At 45.2% G+C, this 22,402-nt stretch carries 27 protein-coding genes; 13 read left to right on the plus strand and 14 right to left on the minus strand.

Going from position 1 to position 22,402, the window contains the following annotated elements; genetic code table 11:
* The coding region (locus KIV40_RS05595) for a hypothetical protein (RefSeq protein WP_285348193.1) at positions 1–193 on the plus strand (193 nt) is incomplete at its 5' end.
* Here the strand turns inward: KIV40_RS05595 and KIV40_RS05600 are convergent.
* Entirely contained in the window at positions 179–1,084 is a 906-nt protein-coding gene (locus KIV40_RS05600) for a DMT family transporter (protein ID WP_285348194.1), read from the minus strand. The two genes, KIV40_RS05595 and KIV40_RS05600, sit on opposite strands and share 15 nt — an antisense overlap.
* A gap of 98 nt (positions 1,085–1,182) precedes the next feature.
* Here KIV40_RS05600 and KIV40_RS05605 point away from each other — a divergent pair, with 98 nt between their 5' ends.
* The gene (locus KIV40_RS05605; protein WP_005453431.1) at positions 1,183–1,971 is read left to right on the plus strand and encodes a helix-turn-helix domain-containing protein; all 789 of its coding nucleotides are present in this window, start codon (positions 1,183–1,185) and stop codon (positions 1,969–1,971) included.
* Here the strand turns inward: KIV40_RS05605 and KIV40_RS05610 are convergent.
* On the minus strand, positions 1,966–2,883 hold the full coding sequence (locus tag KIV40_RS05610) for a M14 family metallocarboxypeptidase (protein WP_011999466.1): 918 nt from the start codon (positions 2,881–2,883) through the stop codon (positions 1,966–1,968). The genes KIV40_RS05605 and KIV40_RS05610 overlap by 6 nt on opposite strands.
* 174 nt (positions 2,884–3,057) lie before the next feature.
* Between KIV40_RS05610 and KIV40_RS05615 the strand changes: the two genes are divergently transcribed.
* Positions 3,058–3,963, plus strand: coding sequence for a DUF808 domain-containing protein (locus KIV40_RS05615; protein ID WP_285348195.1), 906 nt, complete (start codon positions 3,058–3,060; stop codon positions 3,961–3,963).
* A gap of 115 nt (positions 3,964–4,078) precedes the next feature.
* Here KIV40_RS05615 and pyrC read toward each other — a convergent pair whose 3' ends face one another.
* Together pyrC and KIV40_RS05625 are read right to left on the minus strand one after the other, a co-directional pair.
* On the minus strand, positions 4,079–5,107 hold the full coding sequence (gene pyrC / locus KIV40_RS05620) for a dihydroorotase (RefSeq protein WP_005529762.1): 1,029 nt from the start codon (positions 5,105–5,107) through the stop codon (positions 4,079–4,081).
* Positions 5,108–5,261: 154 nt separating this feature from the next.
* Positions 5,262–5,426: a YqaE/Pmp3 family membrane protein gene (locus tag KIV40_RS05625; protein ID WP_005453437.1), complete on the minus strand. Its 165-nt coding sequence runs from the start codon at positions 5,424–5,426 to the stop codon at positions 5,262–5,264.
* A 288-nt stretch (positions 5,427–5,714) separates the two neighbouring features.
* On the opposite strand from KIV40_RS05625, the gene KIV40_RS05630 reads away from it, so the two are divergent.
* Positions 5,715–7,532, plus strand: coding sequence for a hybrid-cluster NAD(P)-dependent oxidoreductase (locus tag KIV40_RS05630; protein WP_285348196.1), 1,818 nt, complete (start codon positions 5,715–5,717; stop codon positions 7,530–7,532).
* A 118-nt stretch (positions 7,533–7,650) separates the two neighbouring features.
* Here the strand turns inward: KIV40_RS05630 and nadE are convergent, their stop codons facing one another.
* The gene (nadE, locus tag KIV40_RS05635; protein ID WP_285348197.1) at positions 7,651–8,481 is read right to left on the minus strand and encodes an ammonia-dependent NAD(+) synthetase; all 831 of its coding nucleotides are present in this window, start codon (positions 8,479–8,481) and stop codon (positions 7,651–7,653) included.
* Between the two features lie 210 nt (positions 8,482–8,691).
* Here nadE and KIV40_RS05640 point away from each other — a divergent pair, with 210 nt between their 5' ends.
* Both KIV40_RS05640 and KIV40_RS05645 read left to right on the plus strand, forming a co-directional pair.
* Entirely contained in the window at positions 8,692–9,213 is a 522-nt protein-coding gene (locus tag KIV40_RS05640) for a nicotinate-nicotinamide nucleotide adenylyltransferase (RefSeq protein WP_077263307.1), read from the plus strand.
* Between the two features lie 26 nt (positions 9,214–9,239).
* Positions 9,240–9,722 carry a hypothetical protein gene (locus KIV40_RS05645; protein WP_228174465.1) on the plus strand — a complete coding sequence of 161 codons (483 nt, stop codon included), beginning with the start codon at positions 9,240–9,242 and terminating at the stop codon, positions 9,720–9,722.
* Positions 9,723–9,785: 63 nt separating this feature from the next.
* On the opposite strand, the gene KIV40_RS05650 is transcribed toward KIV40_RS05645, so the two are convergent.
* Positions 9,786–10,394, minus strand: a complete 609-nt coding sequence (locus KIV40_RS05650; RefSeq protein WP_285348198.1) for an AraC family transcriptional regulator — start codon at positions 10,392–10,394, stop codon at positions 9,786–9,788.
* A 192-nt stretch (positions 10,395–10,586) separates the two neighbouring features.
* On the opposite strand from KIV40_RS05650, the gene KIV40_RS05655 reads away from it, so the two are divergent.
* Positions 10,587–11,693 (plus strand): 1-acyl-sn-glycerol-3-phosphate acyltransferase, encoded by a 1,107-nt coding sequence (locus KIV40_RS05655; RefSeq protein WP_011999473.1) that lies wholly within the window; start codon positions 10,587–10,589, stop codon positions 11,691–11,693.
* Between the two features lie 162 nt (positions 11,694–11,855).
* On the opposite strand, the gene KIV40_RS05660 is transcribed toward KIV40_RS05655, so the two are convergent.
* Entirely contained in the window at positions 11,856–12,455 is a 600-nt protein-coding gene (locus tag KIV40_RS05660; protein ID WP_041853556.1) for a hypothetical protein, read from the minus strand.
* Between the two features lie 149 nt (positions 12,456–12,604).
* Between KIV40_RS05660 and KIV40_RS05665 the strand changes: the two genes are divergently transcribed.
* Positions 12,605–12,877: a YnjH family protein gene (locus KIV40_RS05665; protein WP_011999475.1), complete on the plus strand. Its 273-nt coding sequence runs from the start codon at positions 12,605–12,607 to the stop codon at positions 12,875–12,877.
* 89 nt (positions 12,878–12,966) lie between these two features.
* Here KIV40_RS05665 and KIV40_RS05670 read toward each other — a convergent pair whose 3' ends face one another.
* Positions 12,967–13,266, minus strand: coding sequence for a YfcZ/YiiS family protein (locus KIV40_RS05670; protein ID WP_010645003.1), 300 nt, complete (start codon positions 13,264–13,266; stop codon positions 12,967–12,969).
* 527 nt (positions 13,267–13,793) lie between these two features.
* Here KIV40_RS05670 and KIV40_RS05675 point away from each other — a divergent pair.
* Entirely contained in the window at positions 13,794–14,255 is a 462-nt protein-coding gene (locus KIV40_RS05675) for a TetR/AcrR family transcriptional regulator (RefSeq protein ID WP_005441131.1), read from the plus strand.
* An 87-nt stretch (positions 14,256–14,342) separates the two neighbouring features.
* Here the strand turns inward: KIV40_RS05675 and KIV40_RS05680 are convergent, their stop codons facing one another.
* From KIV40_RS05680 to KIV40_RS05705, 6 genes are read right to left on the minus strand one after another with little or no spacing between them, the layout of a single operon-like run.
* Positions 14,343–15,125 (minus strand): heme ABC transporter ATP-binding protein, encoded by a 783-nt coding sequence (locus KIV40_RS05680; protein WP_011999476.1) that lies wholly within the window; start codon positions 15,123–15,125, stop codon positions 14,343–14,345.
* Positions 15,125–16,162, minus strand: coding sequence for an iron ABC transporter permease (locus KIV40_RS05685; protein WP_285348199.1), 1,038 nt, complete (start codon positions 16,160–16,162; stop codon positions 15,125–15,127). The genes KIV40_RS05680 and KIV40_RS05685 overlap by 1 nt, the downstream gene beginning before the upstream one ends.
* A gap of 9 nt (positions 16,163–16,171) precedes the next feature.
* The gene (locus tag KIV40_RS05690; RefSeq protein ID WP_011999478.1) at positions 16,172–17,041 is read right to left on the minus strand and encodes a hemin ABC transporter substrate-binding protein; all 870 of its coding nucleotides are present in this window, start codon (positions 17,039–17,041) and stop codon (positions 16,172–16,174) included.
* 26 nt (positions 17,042–17,067) lie between these two features.
* A complete protein-coding gene (locus KIV40_RS05695) occupies positions 17,068–17,481 on the minus strand; it encodes a biopolymer transporter ExbD (protein WP_005433575.1) in 414 nt (137 codons plus the stop codon).
* Positions 17,478–18,176, minus strand: a complete 699-nt coding sequence (locus KIV40_RS05700) for a MotA/TolQ/ExbB proton channel family protein (protein ID WP_285348200.1) — start codon at positions 18,174–18,176, stop codon at positions 17,478–17,480. The genes KIV40_RS05695 and KIV40_RS05700 overlap by 4 nt, the downstream gene beginning before the upstream one ends.
* Complete coding sequence (locus tag KIV40_RS05705; protein WP_285348201.1) at positions 18,176–18,922, minus strand: energy transducer TonB; 747 nt, start codon at positions 18,920–18,922, stop codon at positions 18,176–18,178. Before KIV40_RS05705 ends, KIV40_RS05700 begins: the two co-directional genes overlap by 1 nt.
* Positions 18,923–19,089: 167 nt before the next feature.
* Here KIV40_RS05705 and hutW point away from each other — a divergent pair, with 167 nt between their 5' ends.
* The 4 genes from hutW (at position 19,090) to KIV40_RS05725 (ending at position 22,265) form a co-directional block, all read left to right on the plus strand.
* Positions 19,090–20,460, plus strand: a complete 1,371-nt coding sequence (gene hutW, locus KIV40_RS05710) for a heme anaerobic degradation radical SAM methyltransferase ChuW/HutW (RefSeq protein WP_011999480.1) — start codon at positions 19,090–19,092, stop codon at positions 20,458–20,460.
* A 22-nt stretch (positions 20,461–20,482) separates the two neighbouring features.
* Positions 20,483–20,986, plus strand: a complete 504-nt coding sequence (gene hutX / locus KIV40_RS05715; RefSeq protein WP_020194073.1) for a heme utilization cystosolic carrier protein HutX — start codon at positions 20,483–20,485, stop codon at positions 20,984–20,986.
* A gap of 107 nt (positions 20,987–21,093) precedes the next feature.
* Positions 21,094–21,624, plus strand: coding sequence for a heme utilization protein HutZ (hutZ, locus tag KIV40_RS05720; protein ID WP_005441121.1), 531 nt, complete (start codon positions 21,094–21,096; stop codon positions 21,622–21,624).
* A 104-nt stretch (positions 21,625–21,728) separates the two neighbouring features.
* Entirely contained in the window at positions 21,729–22,265 is a 537-nt protein-coding gene (locus KIV40_RS05725) for an ATP:cob(I)alamin adenosyltransferase (RefSeq protein WP_011999482.1), read from the plus strand.
* Positions 22,266–22,402 lie beyond the last annotated feature (137 nt).

Below are 22,402 nucleotides of genomic sequence, written 5' to 3' on the forward strand. Positions count from 1 at the left end.
TTTTATGGAGCGCTTACATTCCTTTGTTATTTTCGTTGCTATTAGATCCAATGTATCAGCAAGAAATCGATACTGGAATAGGGAGTGCAACAAAATATTAACTTTTTTGTCAGTGCTAGCAGCAAAAGATATGGGGTACAAAAAAGCCACGGTGGGTGCCGTGGCTTATGAGATTGAATTAAGATGTCGCTGATGGCAGCTCCGGGCTCGGTGATTGAACTTTCTTGCGGATCTTAATTTGCGACAAGATGACGCCAGAGATAACCAGCATACCGCCAATGATGTGGTAAACATGGACTTCTTCGCCGAGCATGGTCGAAGCTAATGCTACAGAAACCACCGGCATCAGGTTCATGAACATGGCACTTGAATCTGCACCAATCAAATCAATCGCTTTCACCCACATTAAAGGCGCGAAGATAGAGGCAGCAATGCCCGCATAAGCAATTAATGGTAGCGCACTTTGGCTTGGTAGAAGTTGATCACTGCTCAACCACAACGGAGTTAGCATAACCAGCGAGAAAAAGCCCTGCATATATACCAAGGTCATGCTGCTGAAAGGCATTTTCCAGCGTTTTAGTAGCACACAGTAAATCGCGTAACAAAGCGCAGCTAACAGCATTAGACTGTCACCTTGCGTCATGTCTTGATGTAGGAAGTAGGTAATGTCACCGTGACCCAGCATAAACGCCAAACCGGCTAATGAAATCACGCCACCTGCTACGCTCAGCATGGAAATCGACTTACCCAATAATGGCACACTCAAGAAAACGCTGATCAATGGGACGAGAGAGGTAATCAGAGCCATGTTAGAAGCGGTCGTCGTAAGACCCGCGTAATAGCCGAGTGATTGGTTTAGTACCATGCCAAGTAGCGCAAGGAACGCTAACTTAGCCAAGTATGGGCGAATCACATGACGCTGTTTGATAACCGCTGGTAAGCAAAATGGCGTCAGAAGTACCATAGCGACAAACCAACGATAGAAGCTCATGGCACTTGGTTCGATGGCACTTGCTGCCATTTTATTTACGATGGAATTTCCACCCCAAATCATGACAGTAAAAAACGGAAGCAAATAAACCATGAGAACCTCATCGCAGAATAATTAATGGCGCTAGTCTGACAGGTCTTTATAATGAAATGTATCTCTGGAAAGACATCGTAAGCGATAGGAAGACAAATTTGAAAAAGAGTACAAGGAATCTTCATCCATCATTATCAATCGATAGAGCACCATCAGATGTATTTATGAATTTCGAAGCCTTTCTGTCGAACACGGAAACTCGTATACACAGCCATCCATGGGGGCAGGTTCAACTGATCAGTGGCGGCATACTAGAGATGGATGCGGAAGACACGCGTTTCTTAGCGCCTCCGCATCTTGCGATCTGGGTGCCTGCTGGCATACGACACACCAGTTACAACCGTAAACCTCTGGAGTACTGCTCTTTAAACATCGACCCAGAGTTGACTCAGCACTTTCCATCCAAAACGAGCTTGATCAAAGTGACGCCCATTGTTTCTGCGATTGTGGAAGATTTTCGCCAGCGCGATATTAATGTTGCTAAGAGCGAAGAGGACAAGCGCCTCGTTCAAGTCTTGCTGGATCAGTTAGCCAAACAGGAAGTCGAGCATCACTTTTTGCCAACTACAGACAATAAGTACTTAGAGCCAATCTTAAAAGCTGTTGAAGAAGCCCCAACTGACGAAATCAGCTTAGGAGAATGGGCGGAGAAGGTTCATACCACCGAGCGTACTTTAGCTCGCCATTGTCAAAGTGAATTGGGAATGAGTTTTACCGAGTGGCGATTGCGAGTGCGTTACCTGCATTCGATGGAGTTGTTAAGGAAGGGGCAAACAGTAAAAGAGGTAGCGCTAACGTTGGGTTACAACCAAGCCAGTCCGTTTATTGCCATGTTTAAGAAATACTCCGGCATTACACCGGAGCAATATAAGAATCGCTTGTTATAGCTGAGCGAGCACGTAGTCTAAGCCGCCTACAACTGCTGCAACTTGAGCGTCGTTACACTCTTCATCAGTCACTTTCGGGCTGTCTGGGTAAACTTCTGTTGTGGTGCCGTAAGTGCAGTTGGTTACGCCGCCACACAAACCCAGTTTTACCATTGGGTAATTAATGACGCCAAATTGCACCACTGGCGAGCCAATGATTTCGCCTTTATCGTCAGCAGGTGCAATGTGCGTTACTTTCGCTACTGACTCTATGACTGCTTTTTGGAACTCAGGTTGCGGGTTTTCTGTATCACCGACCGTGTAGAAACCATCTGGGATCATGCCTTCGATGTATTCAAGACCATCACGCGCTGCAAGTGCAGGACGGAATTCGGTCTCGTCAGAATCAGTGGTTTCGTGAAGGTCGATGTGCATTAGAACATCACCTAGCGTTGCAACTAGCTTGATCAAGTTTGCTGACTCTTCTGCTGGGCTGTCTGCGTAGAAAGAGCGGTTTGGATCAATCGCATTTGGGTTCCAGCGGTTAATCACTTCATAGCCCCAAGGGCTCACACATGGCACAACCACAATATTGAAGTGTTCTGCATAACGCTCTGCCTGTGTATCAACAAACTTCAACGCGCCGTGTACGCCACTTGTCTCGTAGCCGTGTACGCCGCCAGTTACCAAAACAACAGGCTTTGCTGCATCCCAGTTACGAGTTTTGATACAAAACAGAGGGAAGCGTGCTTCGTCGTATGAAAGCGCGCCGTATTGCTCAACATCGAAACGTTCACGAAGAGCATCAATTTTCGTCACAACTTCATCTTGGTAACTACGTTTTACGTCACGTTGTTCGCACCAAGCTTTACGTTCTGCTTCGCCCCAAGGCTGACCTGGGGTACCGATTGGGTAAGTGTATCCGCTTTTCATCTATACTTTTTCTTTTGAGTGCTTGAAAGATAAGACAAGACTAGTCCTCTCTCAAAGCCACGGCAACAGAAAACACAATTTGTGACTTTATTCTTTGCAAAATCATAACTTTGCTGAGTGATTTAATGGTGTTACATTCTGTTACTTATTCAATTCCATAAAAGAGACAAATAAATGGCTGGAGCAAGTTTACTAACACTGTTGGATGACATTGCAGCGGTATTGGATGATGTTGCATTGATGTCTAAGATGGCAGCGAAAAAAACCGCCGGTGTACTAGGTGATGACTTAGCACTAAACGCGCAACAGGTATCTGGTGTTGCGTCAGAGCGTGAAATTCCTGTGGTTTGGGCGGTAGCAAAAGGATCATTTAAGAATAAGCTGATTCTAGTGCCGTCGGCGTTGTTGATCAGTGCTTTTATTCCTTGGCTGATCATGCCGTTACTCTTAATTGGTGGTCTGTTCCTCTGCTTTGAAGGAGCAGAAAAGATCTTGGAAAAACTCTTCCCTCATTCACACCAACATGAAGAAAAAGAAGAGCAAGTTAATACTGGTGAATCGGCCGAAGAGTACGAGAAGAGAAAAGTGGCTGGTGCGATTCGTACTGACTTTATCCTCTCTGCAGAAATCATCGTGATTGCTTTGGGTACGGTGACAGGCTCAAGCATCGTAACGCAAATTCTCGTGGTGAGTTTAATCGCAGTACTGATGACTATCGGTGTTTATGGCTTGGTTGCAGGTATCGTTAAGCTTGATGACTTGGGTTTTTATCTTGAGCGCACATCAAATGGTGAAGATCTGAAAGCGAAGTTGGGTGGTGCGCTAGTGGCATTTGCTCCGAAGCTGATGAAGATGCTTGCGATTGTCGGTACTGCGGCCATGTTCTTGGTTGGTGGCGGTATTGTCGTGCATAGCGTACCTGCGATTCATCAACTGATTGAACCAATCATTATGGACTTCCGTGGACATACGATTGCGACAGCGATCGTTCCAACCCTGCTTAACGGCGTGATTGGTGTTATCGCGGGTCTAGTTGTGGTTGCTGCTTGGACTGCGGTAGAGAAGGTACGTGGTAAATAGCTACTCTTCATAAGTAAGACAGCAGACATAAGGTTTTATCGGAGCCAAAAGAAAAGGGTCATGCCTTTCCATATCGAATATGGTGCCATCACCCTTTTTTATTTTGTGAGCGTGCTTACTTCACTTCCCACTCAATCTTTTCATTTGCGCGGATAGGCACAACGATGTCGCTACCAAACGGCATCGTTTCTGGTACATCCCAAGATGCTTTTTCTAGCGTCACAGTATCTGTGTTACGAGCGATACCGTAAAAATCAGGGCCATTCAAACTAGCGAATGCTTCTAGGTTTTCTAGCTTGCCTTCATTCTCAAAAACTTCTGCATAGAGTTCTAGCGCTGCGTGTGCTGTGTAAGAGCCTGCACAACCACAAGCCGACTCTTTTGCGCCTTTTGCGTGTGGTGCTGAATCTGTACCTAGGAAGAATTTCTTGCTACCGCTCGTTGCTGCTTCGATAAGCGCTTGTTGGTGGGTATTACGCTTAAGAATTGGCAAGCAGTAGAAGTGTGGCTTAATACCACCGACTAGCATGTGATTACGGTTGAACAGCAGGTGGTGAGCGGTAATCGTTGCTGCAACATTGTCAGAAGCGTTGTTTACGAAATTAGCCGCATCGGAAGTCGTGATGTGCTCAAGAACGATTTTTAGGTTGGGGAAGTCGTTCACGATAGGAGCCAGAACCGTGTCTAGGAATTCCTTCTCACGATCAAAAATATCAACGTGGTTGTGGGTCACTTCGCCATGAACCAAAAGCAGCATGCCAACTTCTTCCATCGCTTCAAAAACGTGGTAGATGTTCTTTGCGTCGGTTACGCCAGAATCAGAGTTGGTGGTTGCGCCCGCAGGATAAAGCTTTGCTGCAACAATTTTTCCTGTTGCTTTCGCTTTGCGGATTTCGTCTGGTGTAGTGTTGTCTGTTAGGTACAGCGCCATAAGAGGCTCGAATTGCTCACCGTGCTGCTCTGCAAGGATTCGATCACGGTAGGCTAGCGCCATTTCAGTATTGGTCACAGGTGGGACGGTGTTCGGCATGATCAGTGCTCGACCGTTGTAACGGCTAATATCGCGAACGGTATCTTTTAGAACTTCACCATCGCGTAAGTGAACGTGCCAATCGTCAGGACGAGTAATAGTCAGTGTTGTCATTAATTGCTCCCACCATTTAAAAGTTATGTTTGGAGCCTAAACGCTGCATTTACCTCAAGAGCAAACGCTTGCGCTTAGGCGACAGGATGATAGTGGAATTGCTCTTCCATTTCACCCCATTTTTCACATTTCTTTACGGTAGGAGCTCTGCTGGTTACTTCATCGTCAACCAAAGCGCGTGAATTGTGCCTGGTAGGAAGAAGAAAAACGTCAGAATTAGATTGATGAAGAAGTCTTTCTCTAGACCTTTTTCCATGTAAACCGCCACTGGTGGAAGAAAGATACAAAGTAGAATTAGAATCAGTTTGTTAGTATCCATGGTCTATGCTCCGGATAGGTTATTTTTAGTGTCAAAAAGTTGGCGAATTATGTGCTCAATATCACATCTTGGCAATCCTAATTTCGTCAATAATGTGCAAATTTATGGAACGTTATTCATAAAATGCGACGCACTGACACATATCTTAGAGCCCAATAATGAATCCCTAATGAATATATCGCGTGCAAATTGGAGTTTTATCCCCGAGTAACCTCGAGACACTTGGGTCACCAAGCTTATTGGGATATGATAGTAGAACAATTAAAAAGCACCTGTAGGAAGTAGGTTATGTCGCAATCAGTTTTATCCCAAATTAATGTTTTTCCAGTCAAATCCGTAGGAGGCGTCGCGCTGTCTTCCGCTTGGGTTGAAAAACAAGGATTAAGTTTTGATCGTCGATTTATGATTGCGACGTCAGATGGCTCAATGGTGACGGCCCGTAAATTCCCACAAATGGTGACCATCAAATCAGCGTTATTGCCAGATGGTGTGGTGTTTACCAGCCTTGGGGAAGAACCATTAAAGATCCGTTATCAAGATTTCAAAATGCAGGAAGCACCCGCGACGGTTTGGAAAGACAGTTTTACTGCATACACCACCACTGACGAAGCAGATGATTGGTTTAGTAAAGTGTTAGGTCTTCGCGTTGAGTTACTTTTTACTGGTGAGCAATCTAATCGTGTAAGAGAGAAGTTGGGCCACAACGTTAGCTTTGCTGATGGCTATCCGGTGCTTGTGATCAGTGAGGCGTCACTGGAAGAGCTAAATCGCAGAAGCTCTGAACAGCACTCGATGGACCAGTTTAGAACCAACCTTGTGGTGTCCGATACCAAGCCATTTGAAGAAGATTCATGGAAGCGCATTCGCATTGGTGAAGTCGAATTTGAATCAGTGATACCTTGTGAGCGTTGCATTCTAACCACCGTTAATACTCAACGTGGCACTTTCCGCGAAAGCAAAGAACCGTTGAAAACACTGCAAGAGTTCCGTGCTAATGAACGTGGTGGTGTGTTCTTCGGCCAAAACCTTGTTGCCCTTAATGAAGGCATTATTCGTCAGGGAGACAAGGTAGAAGTGCTGGAATACAAAGAAGCTGAATTCTATCCAGATAACTCTCCTAATCGCATGTCGCTCACCTGTGTCGAGCGAGAAGAGATTGCGCGCGACTTCGTCACCTTATGGCTTGAGCCAAGCAAAGGTCAGTTACCAACATACTTGCCGGGGCAGCATTTGCCTATTGAAGTGAAATTAGACGGTAAGAAAGTTGGGCGTCGTTATACGCTTTCTTCTAGTCCATCTCGTCCAGGTCGTTACGCGATTTCCGTTAAGCGTGTTTCTGGTGGTCGTGTATCTAACGCGTTACTGGATAACCTGCAAGTGGGGGATGTATTGGAAGCGGAAACGCCAGATGGTCAATTTCATCTAAAAGAGCACTCTGTTCAGCCTCTACTCTTGCTGTCTGCCGGTAGCGGTGTAACGCCAATGCTGTCGATGGTTCGCTACTTGGCGGATCACAACCAACTCGATGACGTGGTGTTCTACCATCAGTGCAGTAGCGAGATTGATATCCCGTGTAAAGATGAGTTAAACGAACTAAAACGCCAACATCCGGGCTTAGATGTGAAGATTTGCTTAACTCAGCCTGCGGTGGACTGGTTTGGTCTGAAAGGGCGTATTAGCTTATCCCATATCAAACAGATCAAAGATGTTGAACAACGCCAAGTGTTCGTTTGTGGCCCTGATGGTTTTATGCAGAAAGCGAAAAACCTTCTGCTGAAGAAAGGGTTACCTGAAGATAACTACCATCAAGAAGCTTTTGGCGTTGCGGTTGCGACGACCAAACCTGAGAAAAGTGTTGAGATTGAATTCAACGGCTTGAAGTTGGCGGGTAACAACCAACAAACATTGCTGGAACAAGTCGAGAATGCCGGCAAGAGCATCACGAACAGCTGCCGTGCGGGCTTGTGTGGGGCATGTAAGGTTCAATTAGAGTCTGGGCAGGTTGTTCATCCGGATGTACCTGCATTAAGCGCAGAAGAACGTGCAATGGGTACAGTGCTCGCGTGTTGTGCTATTCCACAAACGGACGTGACGCTAACAGATTAACTACCCTACATAGTAATCGCTGCTCATGACCAGCAAATAAAAACGCCGCTAACTTAGCGGCGTTTTTTCTATCTTAGAACGGGCTCAGAGAGGGAACACTCATGCGCACAATCGCGTTTTAGTCGTAGATCGTTGGGATCGGCTGACGCTTGTGCTGAGTCATTTTGTAGATAGCTACCAAACGATCGCTCACTTCTTGCGATACTGGCTTACCTTCTAGGAAGTCATCGATTTGCTCGTAAGTCAGGCTTAGCGCATCTTCGTCTGCTTTTTGTGGAGCAAGCTCTTCTAAATCTGCCGTTGGCACTTTTTTCACAAGCAATTCAGGCGCACCTAGCGTTGCAGCAACTTCGCGAACTTGACGTTTGCTCAAGCCAAACAGTGGTGCCATATCGCACGCGCCATCACCAAATTTGGTGTAGAAACCAGTGATGTTTTCTGCTGAGTGGTCAGTACCAAGAACGAGCCCACCAACATAACCAGCGATTTCGTATTGCGCTACCATGCGAGCACGTGCTTTTACATTGCCTTTCACGAAGTCAACTTTTGCTGCGTCAGTTGGTAGAAGACCCGTACCTTCCAATGCAACGTGAGAAGCAGCATGAAGACCATCCACACCTGCTTTGATGTTTACCGATACGGAATGCGTTGGTTGGATAAAATCAAGAGCGAGTTGGGCTTCGCCTTCATCCTTTTGCTCACCGTAAGGCAAGCGAACGGCGATGAACTGATAGCCATTGTCGTCAGATTCTTCGTTTAGTTGGTCTACCGCCAATTGAGCTAAGCGACCACACGTTGTTGAGTCAACGCCTCCACTGATACCAAGGACAAGAGACTTACAGCCAGAATCTTGTAATTTACGCTTGATAAAAGCGACGCGGCGTTCAATTTCGAAATGCGGGTCGATAGAAGGGAGTACTCGCATTTCATCGCGGATGGATTGTTCCATTTAGGGTTCCTTTTCCTGCAAATAGGTTCGACACTAATCAGTATTACTAGATTCATACTGCTTAAGACGTATATCGTTCACCAGGTGGCGAGAAACCGCCCAATTGGAGTCCATAAACGTCGCATTGGTGTCAAAAAGATCTAAAGATTAGTAGTATCATACCGAATTCATCGGATTAGAAAACTCTCTTCAACCAGGTAATCACCGGATATGAAAAAAATCGCCGTTTTTGGTAGCGCATTTAACCCGCCGAGCTTAGGTCACAAAAGCGTGATCGAGTCTCTAAGCCACTTTGATCTCGTGCTTCTAGAACCAAGCATTGCACACGCTTGGGGCAAAAATATGTTGGATTACCCAATTCGGTGCAAACTGGTTGATGCCTTTATTAAGGACATGGGGCTTTCTAATGTTCAACGTTCAGACCTTGAGCAAGCTTTGTACCAACCCGGACAAAGTGTGACGACTTTTGCGTTATTAGAAAAAATTCAAGAAATCCATACCCAAGCCGATATAACTTTTGTCATAGGTCCTGATAATTTTTTCAAATTTGCTAAATTTTATAGAGCGGAAGAAATTATGGAGCGTTGGGCTGTGATGGCTTGTCCAGAGAAAGTCAAAATCAGAAGCACGGACATTCGCAATGCGTTGGTAGAGGGTAAAGAAATCAGCGCATTCACGACCCCAACGGTTAATGAAATATTGATGAGCGAAGGCTTATATAAACAATCGTAATCTGAAAACGAAGAGGTCAGGTTTTCATGGTCAGAATTGTGGTACTTAGTGCATGCGCGCTGCTTGTGGCTACACAGGCTAGTTCCGCTTGTAACTATTTGTCTGATCGATCCGTCGTATTTGCTGATAACACCATGCCAGTTTGTGAAGATGTTTTTGATAGCGTGGGTGTTCTTAGCATGGACACACTTAACTGGTACATCGCTGAAAAGGCGATTGAAGGCCCAACAGAAAGTTACTGGGATCAATGGGCTATTCGCTCGGAAGACACGCCGATACTCACTCAAAACCTAGAAAAAAACTACTTTGGTCTTGGGCTTTGGATGCCAGAAGAGCTACGTGATGAAGAAGCTAATATGAGCACCGAAGAGTGGTTAAAAAGTCATGGTTTGATGTTCAGTGTGGGCTTTGGCGATAAGCACGATGGTGAACCAAGAATGCGCTTTGATTACCGTTGGCATGAATACTACGACGCTGACTGGATGATGCAAATCGAAGTTCCGTTTTAAGCCGAATCAAAACAAAAAGGACGCACATGAGTGCGTCCTTTTTTCGTTCTATTTATGCTGTATTTACAGTGCTTCCCCAAACACTAAGAAACACAGTTGCTCGTATTCTTCTTCATTGTTGTTGAACAACTTAGCCACGATATCGGATTGCTTCTTGCCAGATAACTTCATTTTACGCGCTTCTCTTAGCGTCAGTACCAAGCAAAGCTCGATAGAAACTTGCGAATCATAACCTGGTTTCCATTTGTTGATTGAGTCGGTTAGCGCTGAGCTAGTCAGCATTGGCTTTAGGGTCAGTACTTCATGCTTAACCACTGCCAACAAGTCCAATTGATGTCCACTTCGTGCTTTTGTCATTACCAACTTTTCAATAAGCGCTGACAATAACGCTGATGGTTTCACATAGCCTGCTTGTTGAGCGAATGCGTCAGCTAAGCGCACAGAAAAGTCACAGCGAGTCACTCGTGTGTTAGGTAAAAAGGTGAGGGAGCTCAAACATCCCTGAGGAAGCCAGAAGTGTTGACCCGGTTCAATGGCATACTCATGTTTACCCAATTTAATGATCGCCAAACCTTCCACTACTGATAGTAAGCTGTGTTTTAGCGCCTTTTTACGCGCAGCAACATTAAGAAAAGGGTAATTAGCGTCGTGAAATTCAATTGCGTAGTTCATTGTGAATACCAGAGTTTTTGGGGCGCTAAGGGTAACGCTAAACCCCTAAATTGCCAACCGGATAACAGATTTTTTTGTGAATAGAAATTGTAATGCTACTGGTATGACCATGTTAAAAGTATGGGCTAAAATGCTGCGGGTTGGCAAAACAATGCGTAAAATGTGCCAGCTTTTTTTGAAATGAATTGAATAATGACAGCCAATAACGATCCTTATATTGAAATTCGTCCATACAATGACGAAGAAATCCCAGCTGCGCTGGACCGCCTGATCAAAGACGATGAGTTTATCAGTGCGATTTTAAACCACCGTTTTGCAAACAAAGCGGCGTGGTTCAAAACACTCATGAGTCCGATTATCCGTGTCTACTTGAAAGCGAAGTGGAGTAAACTGGATTCTGTGGAAGCGATTCAGCTAGAGGTTAAGAAGTACCTGCAAGATACGCTAAATCGAACCACCGACGGCGTGACATTTTCTGGCCTAGATAAATTGGACAAGAACACGTCTTACTTATTTGTTTCTAACCACCGTGATATCGCGATGGATCCAGCGCTTGTGAACTACGGTTTACACCAAACAGATCATCGTACTGTGCGTATTGCAATTGGTGATAACCTGCTGAAGAAACCTTGTGCGACTGAGCTAATGCGACTCAACAAGAGCTTCATTGTAAAACGTTCTGCGAAAGCACCGCGTGAAATGATGAAAGCGTTGGGTTTATTGTCTGGCTACATCAAGCACTCTCTAGACACAGGCAACTCAATCTGGATTGCGCAAAAAGAAGGCCGTGCGAAAGACGGTAATGATTTTACTGATCCAGCGATCTTGAAGATGTTCCATGTGGAAGGCCGTAAGCAAAAAGTCAGCTTTGGCGAATACACTCGCTCATTGAAGATTGTGCCAGTGTCTATCTCTTACCAAAATGACCCTTGTGACATAGCAAAAGCCAAAGAACTGTATGAAAAGGCCGAGAACGGCCGCTATGAGAAAGGCGAATTTGAAGACATTGAAAGCATCATTCAAGGCATCGTGGGTTACAAAGGCAAAGTGCATGTTGCCTTTGGTGATGTAATCGACCAAGAGTTCGAGACGCCGGATGAGCTCGCGAACGAAATCGACCGCCAAATTCACAATAACTACCGAGTATTCCCAATCAACTTGCTTGCCGCAGGTCGTGAAGATGAGTCGATCACTGAATCAGTAAAAACTCAGTTACAAGAGAAGCTTGAAAAACTGCCGACTGGCGCGCACAGCTACTTAGTAGCTAGCTATGCTAATCCAGTAAACAATCAAGAGTAATCTTGTCATGTCCATTGCTTGAAAGGTAATGGACATTAAATTGCGAGGAATGAGGCTCAAACGGAATCTATCTCAGGCGTGTTATTGTTAGATTCTGAACTCGTTCCTCTCATTAGACCTTCTTCCTTTCATTGACTTAAGCGTCTTTGGAAACATCCCTCTCTACGGTGCAACAGAACCACCTAAGGTCAAGTTTGTTGGCCACTTTGTCACTCTATTTCCCCCTAAGAAGATATTGCCTCTTACTGTCATGGTATCGGGAAATGTCGTTAGCTTTGAACCTCCGATATAGAGGTTACCATCCACCACTAAACCTTCAGGTAGCTCCGTTAGCGGCGTACGGATAACGCTCAAGTCGCCTTTTACTCTCAGTCTCGCTGGCAAGCTCGTTAACGGCGTATCTGTGAGGTTCAAGTAGCCACCCAGTTTGATACCGCGTGGCCAGCGCTCAATTTTACTGCCGAGTAAGTTCGCGTAGCCTTTAATTTTAATGCCGGGTCTCACCGTTTTAAGTGCGCTGTTGGTGGCCTCAAGGCTGCCTTGTACATCAAGCCCTTTTGGAAGTTTGGTTATCGGCGTCTGGGAAATATTGAGGTTGCCTTTAACGACTAAGCCATCAGGGATGGTCGTATAGGGTTTATTTCGTAGGTCGATATTACCGTAGTTGTCGGTATGGCCAAACTTGGCGTAGTAATCAAGCTCATAGGCGATGGTGGTACTAGAAAACGTTGTCAGAGCGAGTAAGAGGGGGAGAATGCGCATAACCATCACAACCGTTGCTAAAATCAGGAAAAGGATAACGTAAAGCGCCGTTAGCCGCTACATCGTCAGTTAACAAGAATATGAGATGCTGCCAAGAACTTGTGATGCTTCTTTGTTAAGTTATGAGGTCTTGATTGAGGGAAATATTCATGAACTTAAAATCGATATCATTTTTGGCAGCAAGTGCAGCGTTGGTGTTTTCAAGCGTAGTAATGGCGAAATCTTACAGCACGCCAGATACCAAAGCGTTGGTCGTTGCAGATGGCAAACTAGGGCAGCGTGTTTGTTACTACGATGACAAAGCATACACGACGGGTGCAGTGCTGAATGTAGAGGGTGTGCTACTGATGTGTACCGATGAGAATGATTTTGAAACCAACGGTTCACTGAAGTGGGTTGTGTTTCAGCAGGACCAGAAATAGCCCGGTTCATCAGAGATCAAAAAAGCGAGCCGTGTGCTCGCTTTACCTATCTATCGGTAAAATATAAACCTACCGATGAAATGTTGTGATTAACGCGCTAGAGAGCGAGTCTTAAGTTCAAAGATTAGCTTTTCAGCACTTACTTCAAACTTGAATCGAGCGGTTAGCTCTTTCGATTCTTCTGTTAGTTCAGAAACGTTGTATTCAACGCCGGCACATACTGCTGTTGCCATTTCGATGTATTTCGCCAACTCAGCTTCTAATGCTGCTTTAGTCTCTGCGAAAATCGTTACGTCGGCAACATCGTCACCTTCTTTGATGATAAAACCCATTTCACCAGCGCAACCGCAAGCTTCACATACTTGGTTTTGTTCTAATTCGACACTCATAACGAATCCTCTTGTAAATACTGTGGGTATTCTATCAGGTATTTGATCTCTATCCACAAAAATGAATGATTTTGGATAAAAAAGGCACGGTATGTTATGTTGTTAATGAGGGGTTAATTAAATTTATTAGAACTTCCTTAATAAAATTAGTGTGATATGTATCAATATTTAAAATCAATTAACCTACATATTCGTGAGATTTTTGTCAGGTTAGTTGAACTGGTGGTTAATTTATAAGACTATTTCTGGATTAATTATTTTTACATAATTATCATTCTTAGTCTGTAAATAGTTTGGATGAATAAAATGGTGTAAGGTTTTGATGGAGTGGACTTTTCGCCATATTTTGAGTCATCAGTATTGACAGAAATATCACTGTAAATTGCACGTTACGCAGTGCGGTTTAGTTATGATTGCTGCCTTAATTTTCATGTCAAGGACATACAATACATAATGCTGAGGATGATTTCATTCTGGCCTCATTTAAATGTGAGTTAGATGGATTTACAAAGAGAAGAGCTTAAAATATGCCAAAGCGTAGTAAAGAAGATACCGAAATCACTATCCAGAAGATCATGGATGCCGTTGTTGATCAGCTTCTAAGACTTGGTTACGACAAAATGTCTTACACCACGTTAAGTCAACAGACTGGTGTATCGCGTACAGGTATTAGCCACCATTTTCCTAAGAAAACGGACTTTACCGCCGCGCTAGACGGTCGCATCTTCAAAATGTTCGTTGAACATCTAGAATTTGACAAAGGTTTGGACGCGTTTTCGAAGAGCTGGATCAAGGCTCTAGAAGATACTGAGTTCCTAGCGATTTTGCGTTTGTTGTTCCACCATATTGTTACTTCAGAAAGTGCACATGAGTTTGCTGCAAATGGTATTGACCGTTTGTACAAAATGGCCGAGAGTCAATTTGGTGCTGGTAGCGACAAAGAGTTAGAGTGGTTGATTGGTCGTTCGTTAATTCAAATGAGCAAATAACACTAGAACAAGAAAGCCCCGCAATCACTGCGGGGCGTTTTGTTTGGGTTTAACTTAGCTACGCGAGTCGGAAAGTGAGTGCTCTTTCTATGCCGCTGAATGGACTTGTGGGAAGTCCAGAGTAGGGTGTTTGGTTACGATAGAGTTATAGCCATAAACCTGCTCAATACGTTCTGGAGTTAGCGCATTCCATGGCGTGTCATCACAAACGAGCTGACCATCATGCAGCAACACTAAACGGTCTGCATATTGCGAGGCTAAGTTTAGATCGTGCAATACAATGACCACCGCTGCATTATTCTGTTTTGCGGCCTCACGAGCGATTTTTAGTGTGTTGTGCTGGTGGGCTAAATCCAGTGCAGACGTTGGCTCATCCAACATTAGCATTTTTCTATCACCTGATTGATGGAGCTGTGTTAGTACACGAGCCAAGTGTAAACGCTGTTTCTCACCACCAGAGAGGGCAGGGTAGAGATTATCGGCCAAATGCAGTACATCAGTTTGTGCCATATAGTGTAGCGCTAACTCAGACGTTTCTTTGTGACTGATAGAGAGAGGAATTGCGCCCAACTCGACTACTTCTTTCGCTAAGAATGGGAAAGTCAGCGTGCTGTGCTGAGGCAACATCGCAACGTGTTTTGCACTCTCTGCTGGCTCCCAATCGTTTTTCTGCTTACCAAAGAACTGGATGTCATTCTGAGAGGGAATTTCACCACACAGCAGCTTCAGCAAGGTACTTTTACCAGCGCCATTTGGACCTAGTAACGCAGTCACTTCTCCTGCACGAATATCAATACTGACGTTGTCTAATACCACTCGGCTTCCGTACCTCATTGAGATATTTCTGCCAGACAAAACGATGTTGTTCATTACAGAATCTTCCCTTTTTGTTGGAACAGTAAGTAGATAAAGAACGGTGCGCCGATCAGAGCGGTGACGATACCGACAGGAAGCTCTGCAGGAGCCACCACTACGCGAGCAAACATATCTGCCGCAGTAAGAAGCAATGCGCCCATCAGTGCTGAGATAGGAAGCAGTGTACGATGGTCAGGACCAGCAAGCATACGACCTAAGTGAGGTATCACTAGGCCAATAAAGCCAATGGCACCGCTAATACTTACCGTGATACCAACACCCACTGCCGATAAAAGGATAAGTTGTCGTTTAAGCTTTTGAACGGGAACGCCAAGATGCTTAGCTTCTGACTCACCTAAGAGCAATGCGTTGAGTGACATGGCTTTTTTCTGGAACCAGAACATCAGCAGTACTAGTGTCACGGCTGCTAAAGCAATCCCTGACCAGTTGGCGCCTGCTAACGAGCCCATCGACCAAAGCGTTAAGTCACGCAGCATCTGGTCGTCAGCGATGAAGTTCATAAAACCAATAGCAGCACCAGATAGTGCACTGATAGCGACACCAGCCAGTAGCATGATGGTTACTGACGTACCAAACTTGTTTGTTCCTAGCCAGTAAACCAATACGGTTGTAAGAGCGCCACCCAAGAAAGCGAAGAATGGTAACGCCGCCAAGTTTATGAGTGTCGGATAGTTTTGGCTAAAGTCAGCAAATACGACAATGGCAAATGCACCACCAAGTGCTGCACCAGCGGAAACGCCGATGATGCCGGGCTCGGCAAGAGGGTTTCGGAATAATCCCTGCATCACGACACCACAGATAGCGAGGATCGCACCGATAAACATACAGAGAATGGTGCGCGGGAGTCGTATTTCGTTGATAACGAGTTGGATGTGAGGAGCAAGGTCTGAACCTGCTCCGGTTAAGCTTCTCAGGCTATCTGAGAAGCTTATATTCATTGGACCAACGGTTATGGACGCTACTGCGATAAAGGCTAAAACGCCAGACAACGCAAGTAGGGTAGTAGATAAAGGCAGACGTCTTAACAGCATTGAAACTCTCTACGGGTAAAGCAGTTCATTCAAACGCTTCGCTTCAGACAGGCTTTTAAGCCCTAAGCCGCCAACCAGCGCATGACCATCGATTGTCACGAACTTTTTGTTTATGCCAGCAGGCGTTGCAGCAAGCAGAGGCATCGCTTTCAAAATGGCATCTGCACCACCCATGGTTTGGTAGCTACGGCCACTTACAAGAATCACGTCTGGCTGCATCTCAACCATTGCTTCTGTAGATAGCGGTTTGTATGAAGAAAGCTTACTCGCTGCTGGGTTTTCACCACCCGCTAATTGAATGATTGCATCAGGTGTAGTGTCAGATCCCGCGACGTTTGCTGGGCGACCTTCGTGAATCAGTAGGAAAAGTACTTTCTTTTTGTCAGCTTTCGCTGGTTGGTTGCCTTCAAGTGCTTTCACTTGCGCTTCAACTTCCGTTTTTAGTGCTGTCGCTTGAGTTTCACGATGCATGATGGTCGCAATTTGGTCAATACGGTCAACCAAACCTTCCACGTTTGCTTCTGTGTTGACGACCTCGACATCAACACCCGCAGATTTCAATTGGTCGAGCGTGGTATTTGGCCCCATTTCATCTGAACCAATCAATTTCGTTGGGCTTAATCCCAGTAGACCTTCAGCAGATAGACGGCGGTGATAACCAACTTTTGGTAGCGCCATTCCCTCCGGTAGTTGGCTTGTTACGTCAACGGCAACAAGGCTGTCTTTTGCATCAAGAGCAATCAGCAGTTCAGTCACTGCACTGCCTGCACTGACAACACGCTCAGATGATGGGGCTTCGTTGGCAAACAGACTCGCACTGGCAAGCATAGTAATGGCTGCAGTCAATGCGGTACGAACGGGCGAAAGTGTTTTATTCATTAGTGTGTTCTCAATCTTGTGTTCTTCTATTGTGACTCTTCAGTGAGTAGTTGAGTCGCTTGAATTCCGTTTTCTTGTAAAAAGCCAAGAAGCTTAACCAGCGATTGAATATCGGCGGTTTTTTCCGCGCCAATCACGATAGGTTTGTCGGTTGATTTACTCTCTTCTAATAGAGCCAGCGTAAAGTTTTCCCAATTGATGTACGCCTTACCGTTGATTGCCCAATGCGGTTCTTCTTTCAGGATATTTACCGTAATCGATTCTTTGTCCACTTCAGCTACCGCTTGGGAGTCGGTGCTGGGTAGGTTCACGTCGAGGGAATCTAACTTCACCGCCGCCGTGAGCATCAAAAACACCATCACGATGAAAATGATATCGAGCAGCGGAGTTAAGTCTGGCGTTAAACCGTGACTGTGATTGTCTTGCGGTGCCTTAATCATGAGCTTCTCGCTTCAACATGATTTGCCACAGTCGCGATTTCTTTGTGGCTTTCTGGAGAAACGTGTTGCAGAGAAATGCCTTCAAGCCAAAGGTTCACATAGTTGAGCGTATGCTCAAGCTTAGCGATAACACGATCAGCCCAAAGGCCAATAAGCTGCGCGCCAGAAATGGCTGGTAATGCAATGATCAAACCTGCTGCTGTCGTGCGCATCGCAAGGCCTAGACCATCAGCCAAATCATTTGGTGTGATGTTGCCCGTGGAAGAGGCAATACCTTTAAACATGTCGATTAGGCCAAGTACTGTTCCTAACAGACCAATCAGAGGGCTGATCACGCCAATCAACGTCAGTAGGCGAAGGCCTGAGTGCAGCTGATGACGCTTTTCTTGAAGCCAAATGCCTGCGGCATCCTCACGTAATGATTTAGAAAAAGAGTGGTGAGCGAGCAACATAGCGACACCGCGATAGAGTAGAGGGCGTTTGCCAGAAAGTTCATCCGCTAGCGCTTCGATATCTTTGTTGTTGGTCGGATCAAGGTTATTCAGCTTTTGACGAATTGCGCGTTTGCCTACGCCTAGACTGATGAATACTTGAAAGAGTCTTTCCGCAATGATCATGACTGTAAGTGCAGAGCAAATAACTAAAGGCCAAGTCATAAGACCAAATTGGGTTTGTAAATGTTGTAGCTGTTCCATTATCCATCCAACTTAAAACGAACTGGGATTTGAACTCGGTGAGCAACTTTTTGCCCGCCAGAAATATGTGGTGAGAATTGCCATTGTTTGATGGCACGCAGTGCTGAAACGTCGAGCATTTCTGCACCGGAAGATTCGATAAGTACTTGTTTTACTTGGTTGCCATTTTCGTCCAACCAAACCTCATAGAGTGCCACGCCTTCGATACCACGTTTACGAGCTGAACGAGGGTAACGAGGCTGAACAGGCTGGGAAACAAAAGCAGGTTGGTCAATCATCACGGGCTGAGACGTTGCGCCTTTTGATTGTTCAGTTGGCGCTGCTTTTTGTTGCGGTACAGGCTCTTTTGCCACTTTCTTTTCCACTTTTTCTTTTGGCTGTTGATCTTTCTTGGCAACAGGCTTAGATGTTTGCGGCTTCTTAACTGGCTTCGGTTTTTTCTCGACAGGTTTCTTTTTGATCGCTTCTTTCTTCACGATTGGTTTTTCTACCGTCTTTTTAACCGGTTTAGGCTCTGGCTTTGGTTGAGGCTTTTTTTGTGGCTCTGGTTGCTTCTTTTCTACCACTTCTTGTGGTGTCGGTTCAGCTTGGACTGGTTTGGGAGCCGAGACTAAATTGAGGCTAACCGAGCTAGTAGGATTCCCTGCAGGCATTGCAAACACCTTCGTCTCTTGAGAGACAAAAAGCAGTGCAGCGTGCACCACTAAAGAGGCGCCTCCGGCAATGACATATCTTTTTACGTTCACGGGTAAATCTCGGTATTGCTAATCATTATCAACTTGGACTGATTATCACTTACAAAAGAAATAAGATCAATTATCAATTGCATTATCATTACGGCCAAATTATGATCTTTGCAGTTTTTTTGAAATGAGCCTCAATCCTTTGTGTGGTGGGCTTTAAGTGAGTAAATATGACCGTCGATATTTATAAATTTGACGAATCAATCCTTGGGAGTGATAGCCCCGATCCGTTGCGCTTTGCTTTTGTGAAAAAACACTCTGCGCATGCGGGTGGCAGTAGCATGCCAGTGCCGCCGCCACAACAAGGTGACATCCTATCGAGAATCACCTCGGAAACGACGACTAAGAACAATAAGCGCTGCTTATACATTCATGTTCCATTCTGTCGAGTGCGCTGTACTTTCTGTAACTTCTTCCAAAATGCTGCCAGCCGTAAGTTAGTCGATGAATACTTTGATGCTCTGATGAAAGAGCTAAAAGAGAAAGCGGCGATGCCGTGGACGCAAAGTGGCATCTTCCATGCGGTTTACATCGGCGGTGGCACGCCAACGGATCTGGCACCAGAACAAGTTCGCATTCTTGGTCAGGCCATTCACGATTATTTCCCTCTAGCAGCTGACTGCGAAATTACACTTGAAGGTCGTATCAACCGATTCTCTGACGAGTTATATCAAGGTGCGCTAGACGGCGGATTCAACCGTTTCTCATTTGGTGTGCAGAGCTTTAATACCAAAGTTCGTCGCAGCGCTAAGCGTTTGGATGATCGCGAAGACGTATTGAATCGCGTTAGTGAGTTGGCAAAAGAAGACAAGATCCCTGTCATCATTGATTTACTTTACGGCCTGCCTTACCAAACAAAAGACGTTTTAGAGCAAGATCTTAAGGACTTCATGTCTACAGGCGCTCATGGTTTGGACCTTTATCAGTTAGTGGTTGGCGGTACAGCGCCAATGCTCAATTTGGTTGAAAAGGGCAAAATGTCGCCACCTGCAACGACACCGGAAAAAGCAGGCATGTACGAGCTTGGTGCTAAGTTTATGGCAGAGCATCACATGAAGCAGCTTAGCGTGAACCACTGGGCGATCGATAACCGTGAACGCAGTTTATACAACAGCTTAGCGAAAACCTATGCAGAAGTTCTGCCTGTCGGTTGTGGCGCAGGCGGCAACATCGGTGGTTACGGCATGATGCAGCACCGCACGCTAGACACTTACGTTAAAGCTGTAAATGAAGGGCAGAGCACCATCGCAATGATGATGAAGCAAAGCTCACTAGAGCCACTATTCGCAGCGCTGAAATCCGGCTTTGATCGAGGCATTGTTCAGGCGAGCAAGCTGCCAGCATTTATGGGCGAAGACACCTTTAATTTCCTGATGCCACTATTCAAAGTTTGGCATGACAAAGGTTTGGTCGAGTTACAAGAGCGCAGTTTAGTTCTGACGTTAGCAGGTAGCTTCTGGGCTGTGTCTTTGGCTCAAGCATGTATTCAAGTACTGACTTCTGAAATGAACGAAAACGTACCAAAAGTATCTAACAATTAATCTGAAAGAAATGGAAAAAACAATGGAATCAATTAAACAACAGGTCGAAGCCCTACTAGAACAAGAGCCGCAACTACTTCCTGCAGCAATGGCTGAGCGCCTTGGTGTATCAGAGTTTGAAGTGGTAGCTGCACTTCCTCAAGAGATGGTTGCAGTAGCTCCTGGTGAGCAAGCACAAAGCATTTTAGAAGGTCTTGTTGGTTTTGGCCCAGTAACAACTATCGTTCATTCTTTTGGTTCTATCTTTGAAGTAAAAGCGCCGTTCCCGAAAGGTAAAGTTGCTCGTGGTTACTACAACCTTATGGGCAAAGAAGGTGAACTTCATGGTCACCTAAAACTGGATAACGTGAAAAACATCGCGCTAGTAAGTAAACCGTTTATGGGACGTGAGAGCCATTACTTTGGTTTCTTCTCTGAGTGTGGCAGCAACATCTTTAAGATTTACCTAGGCCGCAACGAGAAGCGTGAGCTAATCGAAGATCAAGTAACAGCATTCCGTGCAATGCAAGCAGAGTTCAACAAGTAGTCTCGAATGAGCATGACACTGCACTAATTCGTTAGCGCAGTGTCATTTTATTAAAGAATAACCGAGTTAAAACTCGGAACAACAAACAAGTAAAGTTAGGTATCAAAATGGATCAGCAAGTTAAACAAGAGCGTTTACAAGGTCGTCTAGGACCAGAAATCAAGGAATTTCGTCAGGAGCGTCGTACCATTCAATTAGCAACAGTTGATGCGGAAGGCCGTCCAAACGTAAGTTACGCACCATACGTTCAAAATCAGGAAGGTTACTTCGTTCTTATTTCTCAGATTGCTCGTCACGCACGCAACCTACTAGAGAATCCAAATGTATCTTTGATGATGATTGAAGACGAAGATTCGTCGAAGCAGTTGTTCGCTCGTAAGCGTCTAACGTTTGATGCGGTTGCAACTGTTGTTGAGCGTGATACTGAAATGTGGCAACAAGTTGTTGGTCAAATGAAAGACCGTTTTGGTGAGATCATCGATGGTCTGAGCCAACTAGAAGACTTCGTTCTGTTCAACCTAAAAGCAGAACAAGGTCTATTCGTAAAAGGCTTTGGTCAAGCTTACCAAGTATCAGGTGATGATTTGGTTGATTTCGTTCACCTTCAAGAAGGTCACAAGAAAATCGAAAACGCGTAAGCCGATTTTCTAACTTATGATCGTCTAAACGGATGTGAATGCCGAAAGGGAGTTAGGTTATACTGACTCCCTTTTTTATTAGAACCAAAGCACAGAGAAAGAGCATGAGACCAGTAAGCAAGGAACTTGGCGAGATTTGTTACCCATTCATCTATGAAGACAGCCCAGTATGTGACTTTGAAATCACCGCTGATGAGTTGTGTAGCCGAATTGGGCTGGTTCTATCGATGGAACTCGATGACTTTAGCCGCGACATACTGACTCGAATGCAGCCAAACGTATATCATGTGAATGGCTCTATCCGCGGAAAACTCGCGATTACAGAAGCAGAAGTCGATGAGCTAAAAGCCGATTACGATGCAGTTAAGGCTCGTATCGACGGTGGATTTAAAGGATTTGTGCTTCCAGGCGGTCACCCAACGTCAAGCCAGTTGCATTTGTGTCGTTGCCAAGCAAAGAAGGTGGTTCGTGCATTGGTTGCCGTCGAGCATTCGGGTAAGAAGCACCCCGACCCGATCTTGTTCCGCTATTCAAACCTGCTCGCAAATGTGCTCTACAGTCTGGCGTCTTACATCAACCACATTTATCAAGTCGAAGAAACTGAGTTCGTGTCTCGCAGCTACACAATGCCAAGTAAATAGGCAAAATATCACCTAATAGTCTGAATTTAATGACTTTAAGCTAGCCGTCGCAGAGTTGTCATTCGAGTGCTTTGATTACCTTTACCCATCTTTCTACCTTTGTTTGAATAACGATTAAAATTGATTCAGAGGAAAGA

It is taken from the genome of Vibrio sp. D173a (assembly GCF_030248475.1).

What these genes read in the sequence shown, in the direction of transcription:
- KIV40_RS05600 (WP_285348194.1), bottom strand. Translation starts at nt 1,084, where the DNA reads ATGGTTTATTTGCTTCCGTTTTTTACTGTCATGATTTGGGGTGGAAAT.
- KIV40_RS05610 (WP_011999466.1), bottom strand. Translation starts at nt 2,883, where the DNA reads ATGAAAAGCGGATACACTTACCCAATCGGTACCCCAGGTCAGCCTTGG.
- KIV40_RS05615 (WP_285348195.1), top strand. Translation starts at nt 3,058, where the DNA reads ATGGCTGGAGCAAGTTTACTAACACTGTTGGATGACATTGCAGCGGTA.
- pyrC (WP_005529762.1), bottom strand. Translation starts at nt 5,107, where the DNA reads ATGACAACACTGACTATTACTCGTCCTGACGATTGGCACGTTCACTTA.
- KIV40_RS05625 (WP_005453437.1), bottom strand. Translation starts at nt 5,426, where the DNA reads ATGGATACTAACAAACTGATTCTAATTCTACTTTGTATCTTTCTTCCA.
- KIV40_RS05630 (WP_285348196.1), top strand. Translation starts at nt 5,715, where the DNA reads ATGTCGCAATCAGTTTTATCCCAAATTAATGTTTTTCCAGTCAAATCC.
- nadE (WP_285348197.1), bottom strand. Translation starts at nt 8,481, where the DNA reads ATGGAACAATCCATCCGCGATGAAATGCGAGTACTCCCTTCTATCGAC.
- KIV40_RS05640 (WP_077263307.1), top strand. Translation starts at nt 8,692, where the DNA reads ATGAAAAAAATCGCCGTTTTTGGTAGCGCATTTAACCCGCCGAGCTTA.
- KIV40_RS05645 (WP_228174465.1), top strand. Translation starts at nt 9,240, where the DNA reads ATGGTCAGAATTGTGGTACTTAGTGCATGCGCGCTGCTTGTGGCTACA.
- KIV40_RS05650 (WP_285348198.1), bottom strand. Translation starts at nt 10,394, where the DNA reads ATGAACTACGCAATTGAATTTCACGACGCTAATTACCCTTTTCTTAAT.
- KIV40_RS05655 (WP_011999473.1), top strand. Translation starts at nt 10,587, where the DNA reads ATGACAGCCAATAACGATCCTTATATTGAAATTCGTCCATACAATGAC.
- KIV40_RS05660 (WP_041853556.1), bottom strand. Translation starts at nt 12,455, where the DNA reads ATGCGCATTCTCCCCCTCTTACTCGCTCTGACAACGTTTTCTAGTACC.
- KIV40_RS05665 (WP_011999475.1), top strand. Translation starts at nt 12,605, where the DNA reads ATGAACTTAAAATCGATATCATTTTTGGCAGCAAGTGCAGCGTTGGTG.
- KIV40_RS05670 (WP_010645003.1), bottom strand. Translation starts at nt 13,266, where the DNA reads ATGAGTGTCGAATTAGAACAAAACCAAGTATGTGAAGCTTGCGGTTGC.
- KIV40_RS05675 (WP_005441131.1), top strand. Translation starts at nt 13,794, where the DNA reads ATGCCAAAGCGTAGTAAAGAAGATACCGAAATCACTATCCAGAAGATC.
- KIV40_RS05680 (WP_011999476.1), bottom strand. Translation starts at nt 15,125, where the DNA reads ATGAACAACATCGTTTTGTCTGGCAGAAATATCTCAATGAGGTACGGA.
- KIV40_RS05685 (WP_285348199.1), bottom strand. Translation starts at nt 16,162, where the DNA reads ATGCTGTTAAGACGTCTGCCTTTATCTACTACCCTACTTGCGTTGTCT.
- KIV40_RS05690 (WP_011999478.1), bottom strand. Translation starts at nt 17,041, where the DNA reads ATGAATAAAACACTTTCGCCCGTTCGTACCGCATTGACTGCAGCCATT.
- KIV40_RS05695 (WP_005433575.1), bottom strand. Translation starts at nt 17,481, where the DNA reads ATGATTAAGGCACCGCAAGACAATCACAGTCACGGTTTAACGCCAGAC.
- KIV40_RS05700 (WP_285348200.1), bottom strand. Translation starts at nt 18,176, where the DNA reads ATGGAACAGCTACAACATTTACAAACCCAATTTGGTCTTATGACTTGG.
- hutW (WP_011999480.1), top strand. Translation starts at nt 19,090, where the DNA reads ATGACCGTCGATATTTATAAATTTGACGAATCAATCCTTGGGAGTGAT.
- hutX (WP_020194073.1), top strand. Translation starts at nt 20,483, where the DNA reads ATGGAATCAATTAAACAACAGGTCGAAGCCCTACTAGAACAAGAGCCG.
- hutZ (WP_005441121.1), top strand. Translation starts at nt 21,094, where the DNA reads ATGGATCAGCAAGTTAAACAAGAGCGTTTACAAGGTCGTCTAGGACCA.
- KIV40_RS05725 (WP_011999482.1), top strand. Translation starts at nt 21,729, where the DNA reads ATGAGACCAGTAAGCAAGGAACTTGGCGAGATTTGTTACCCATTCATC.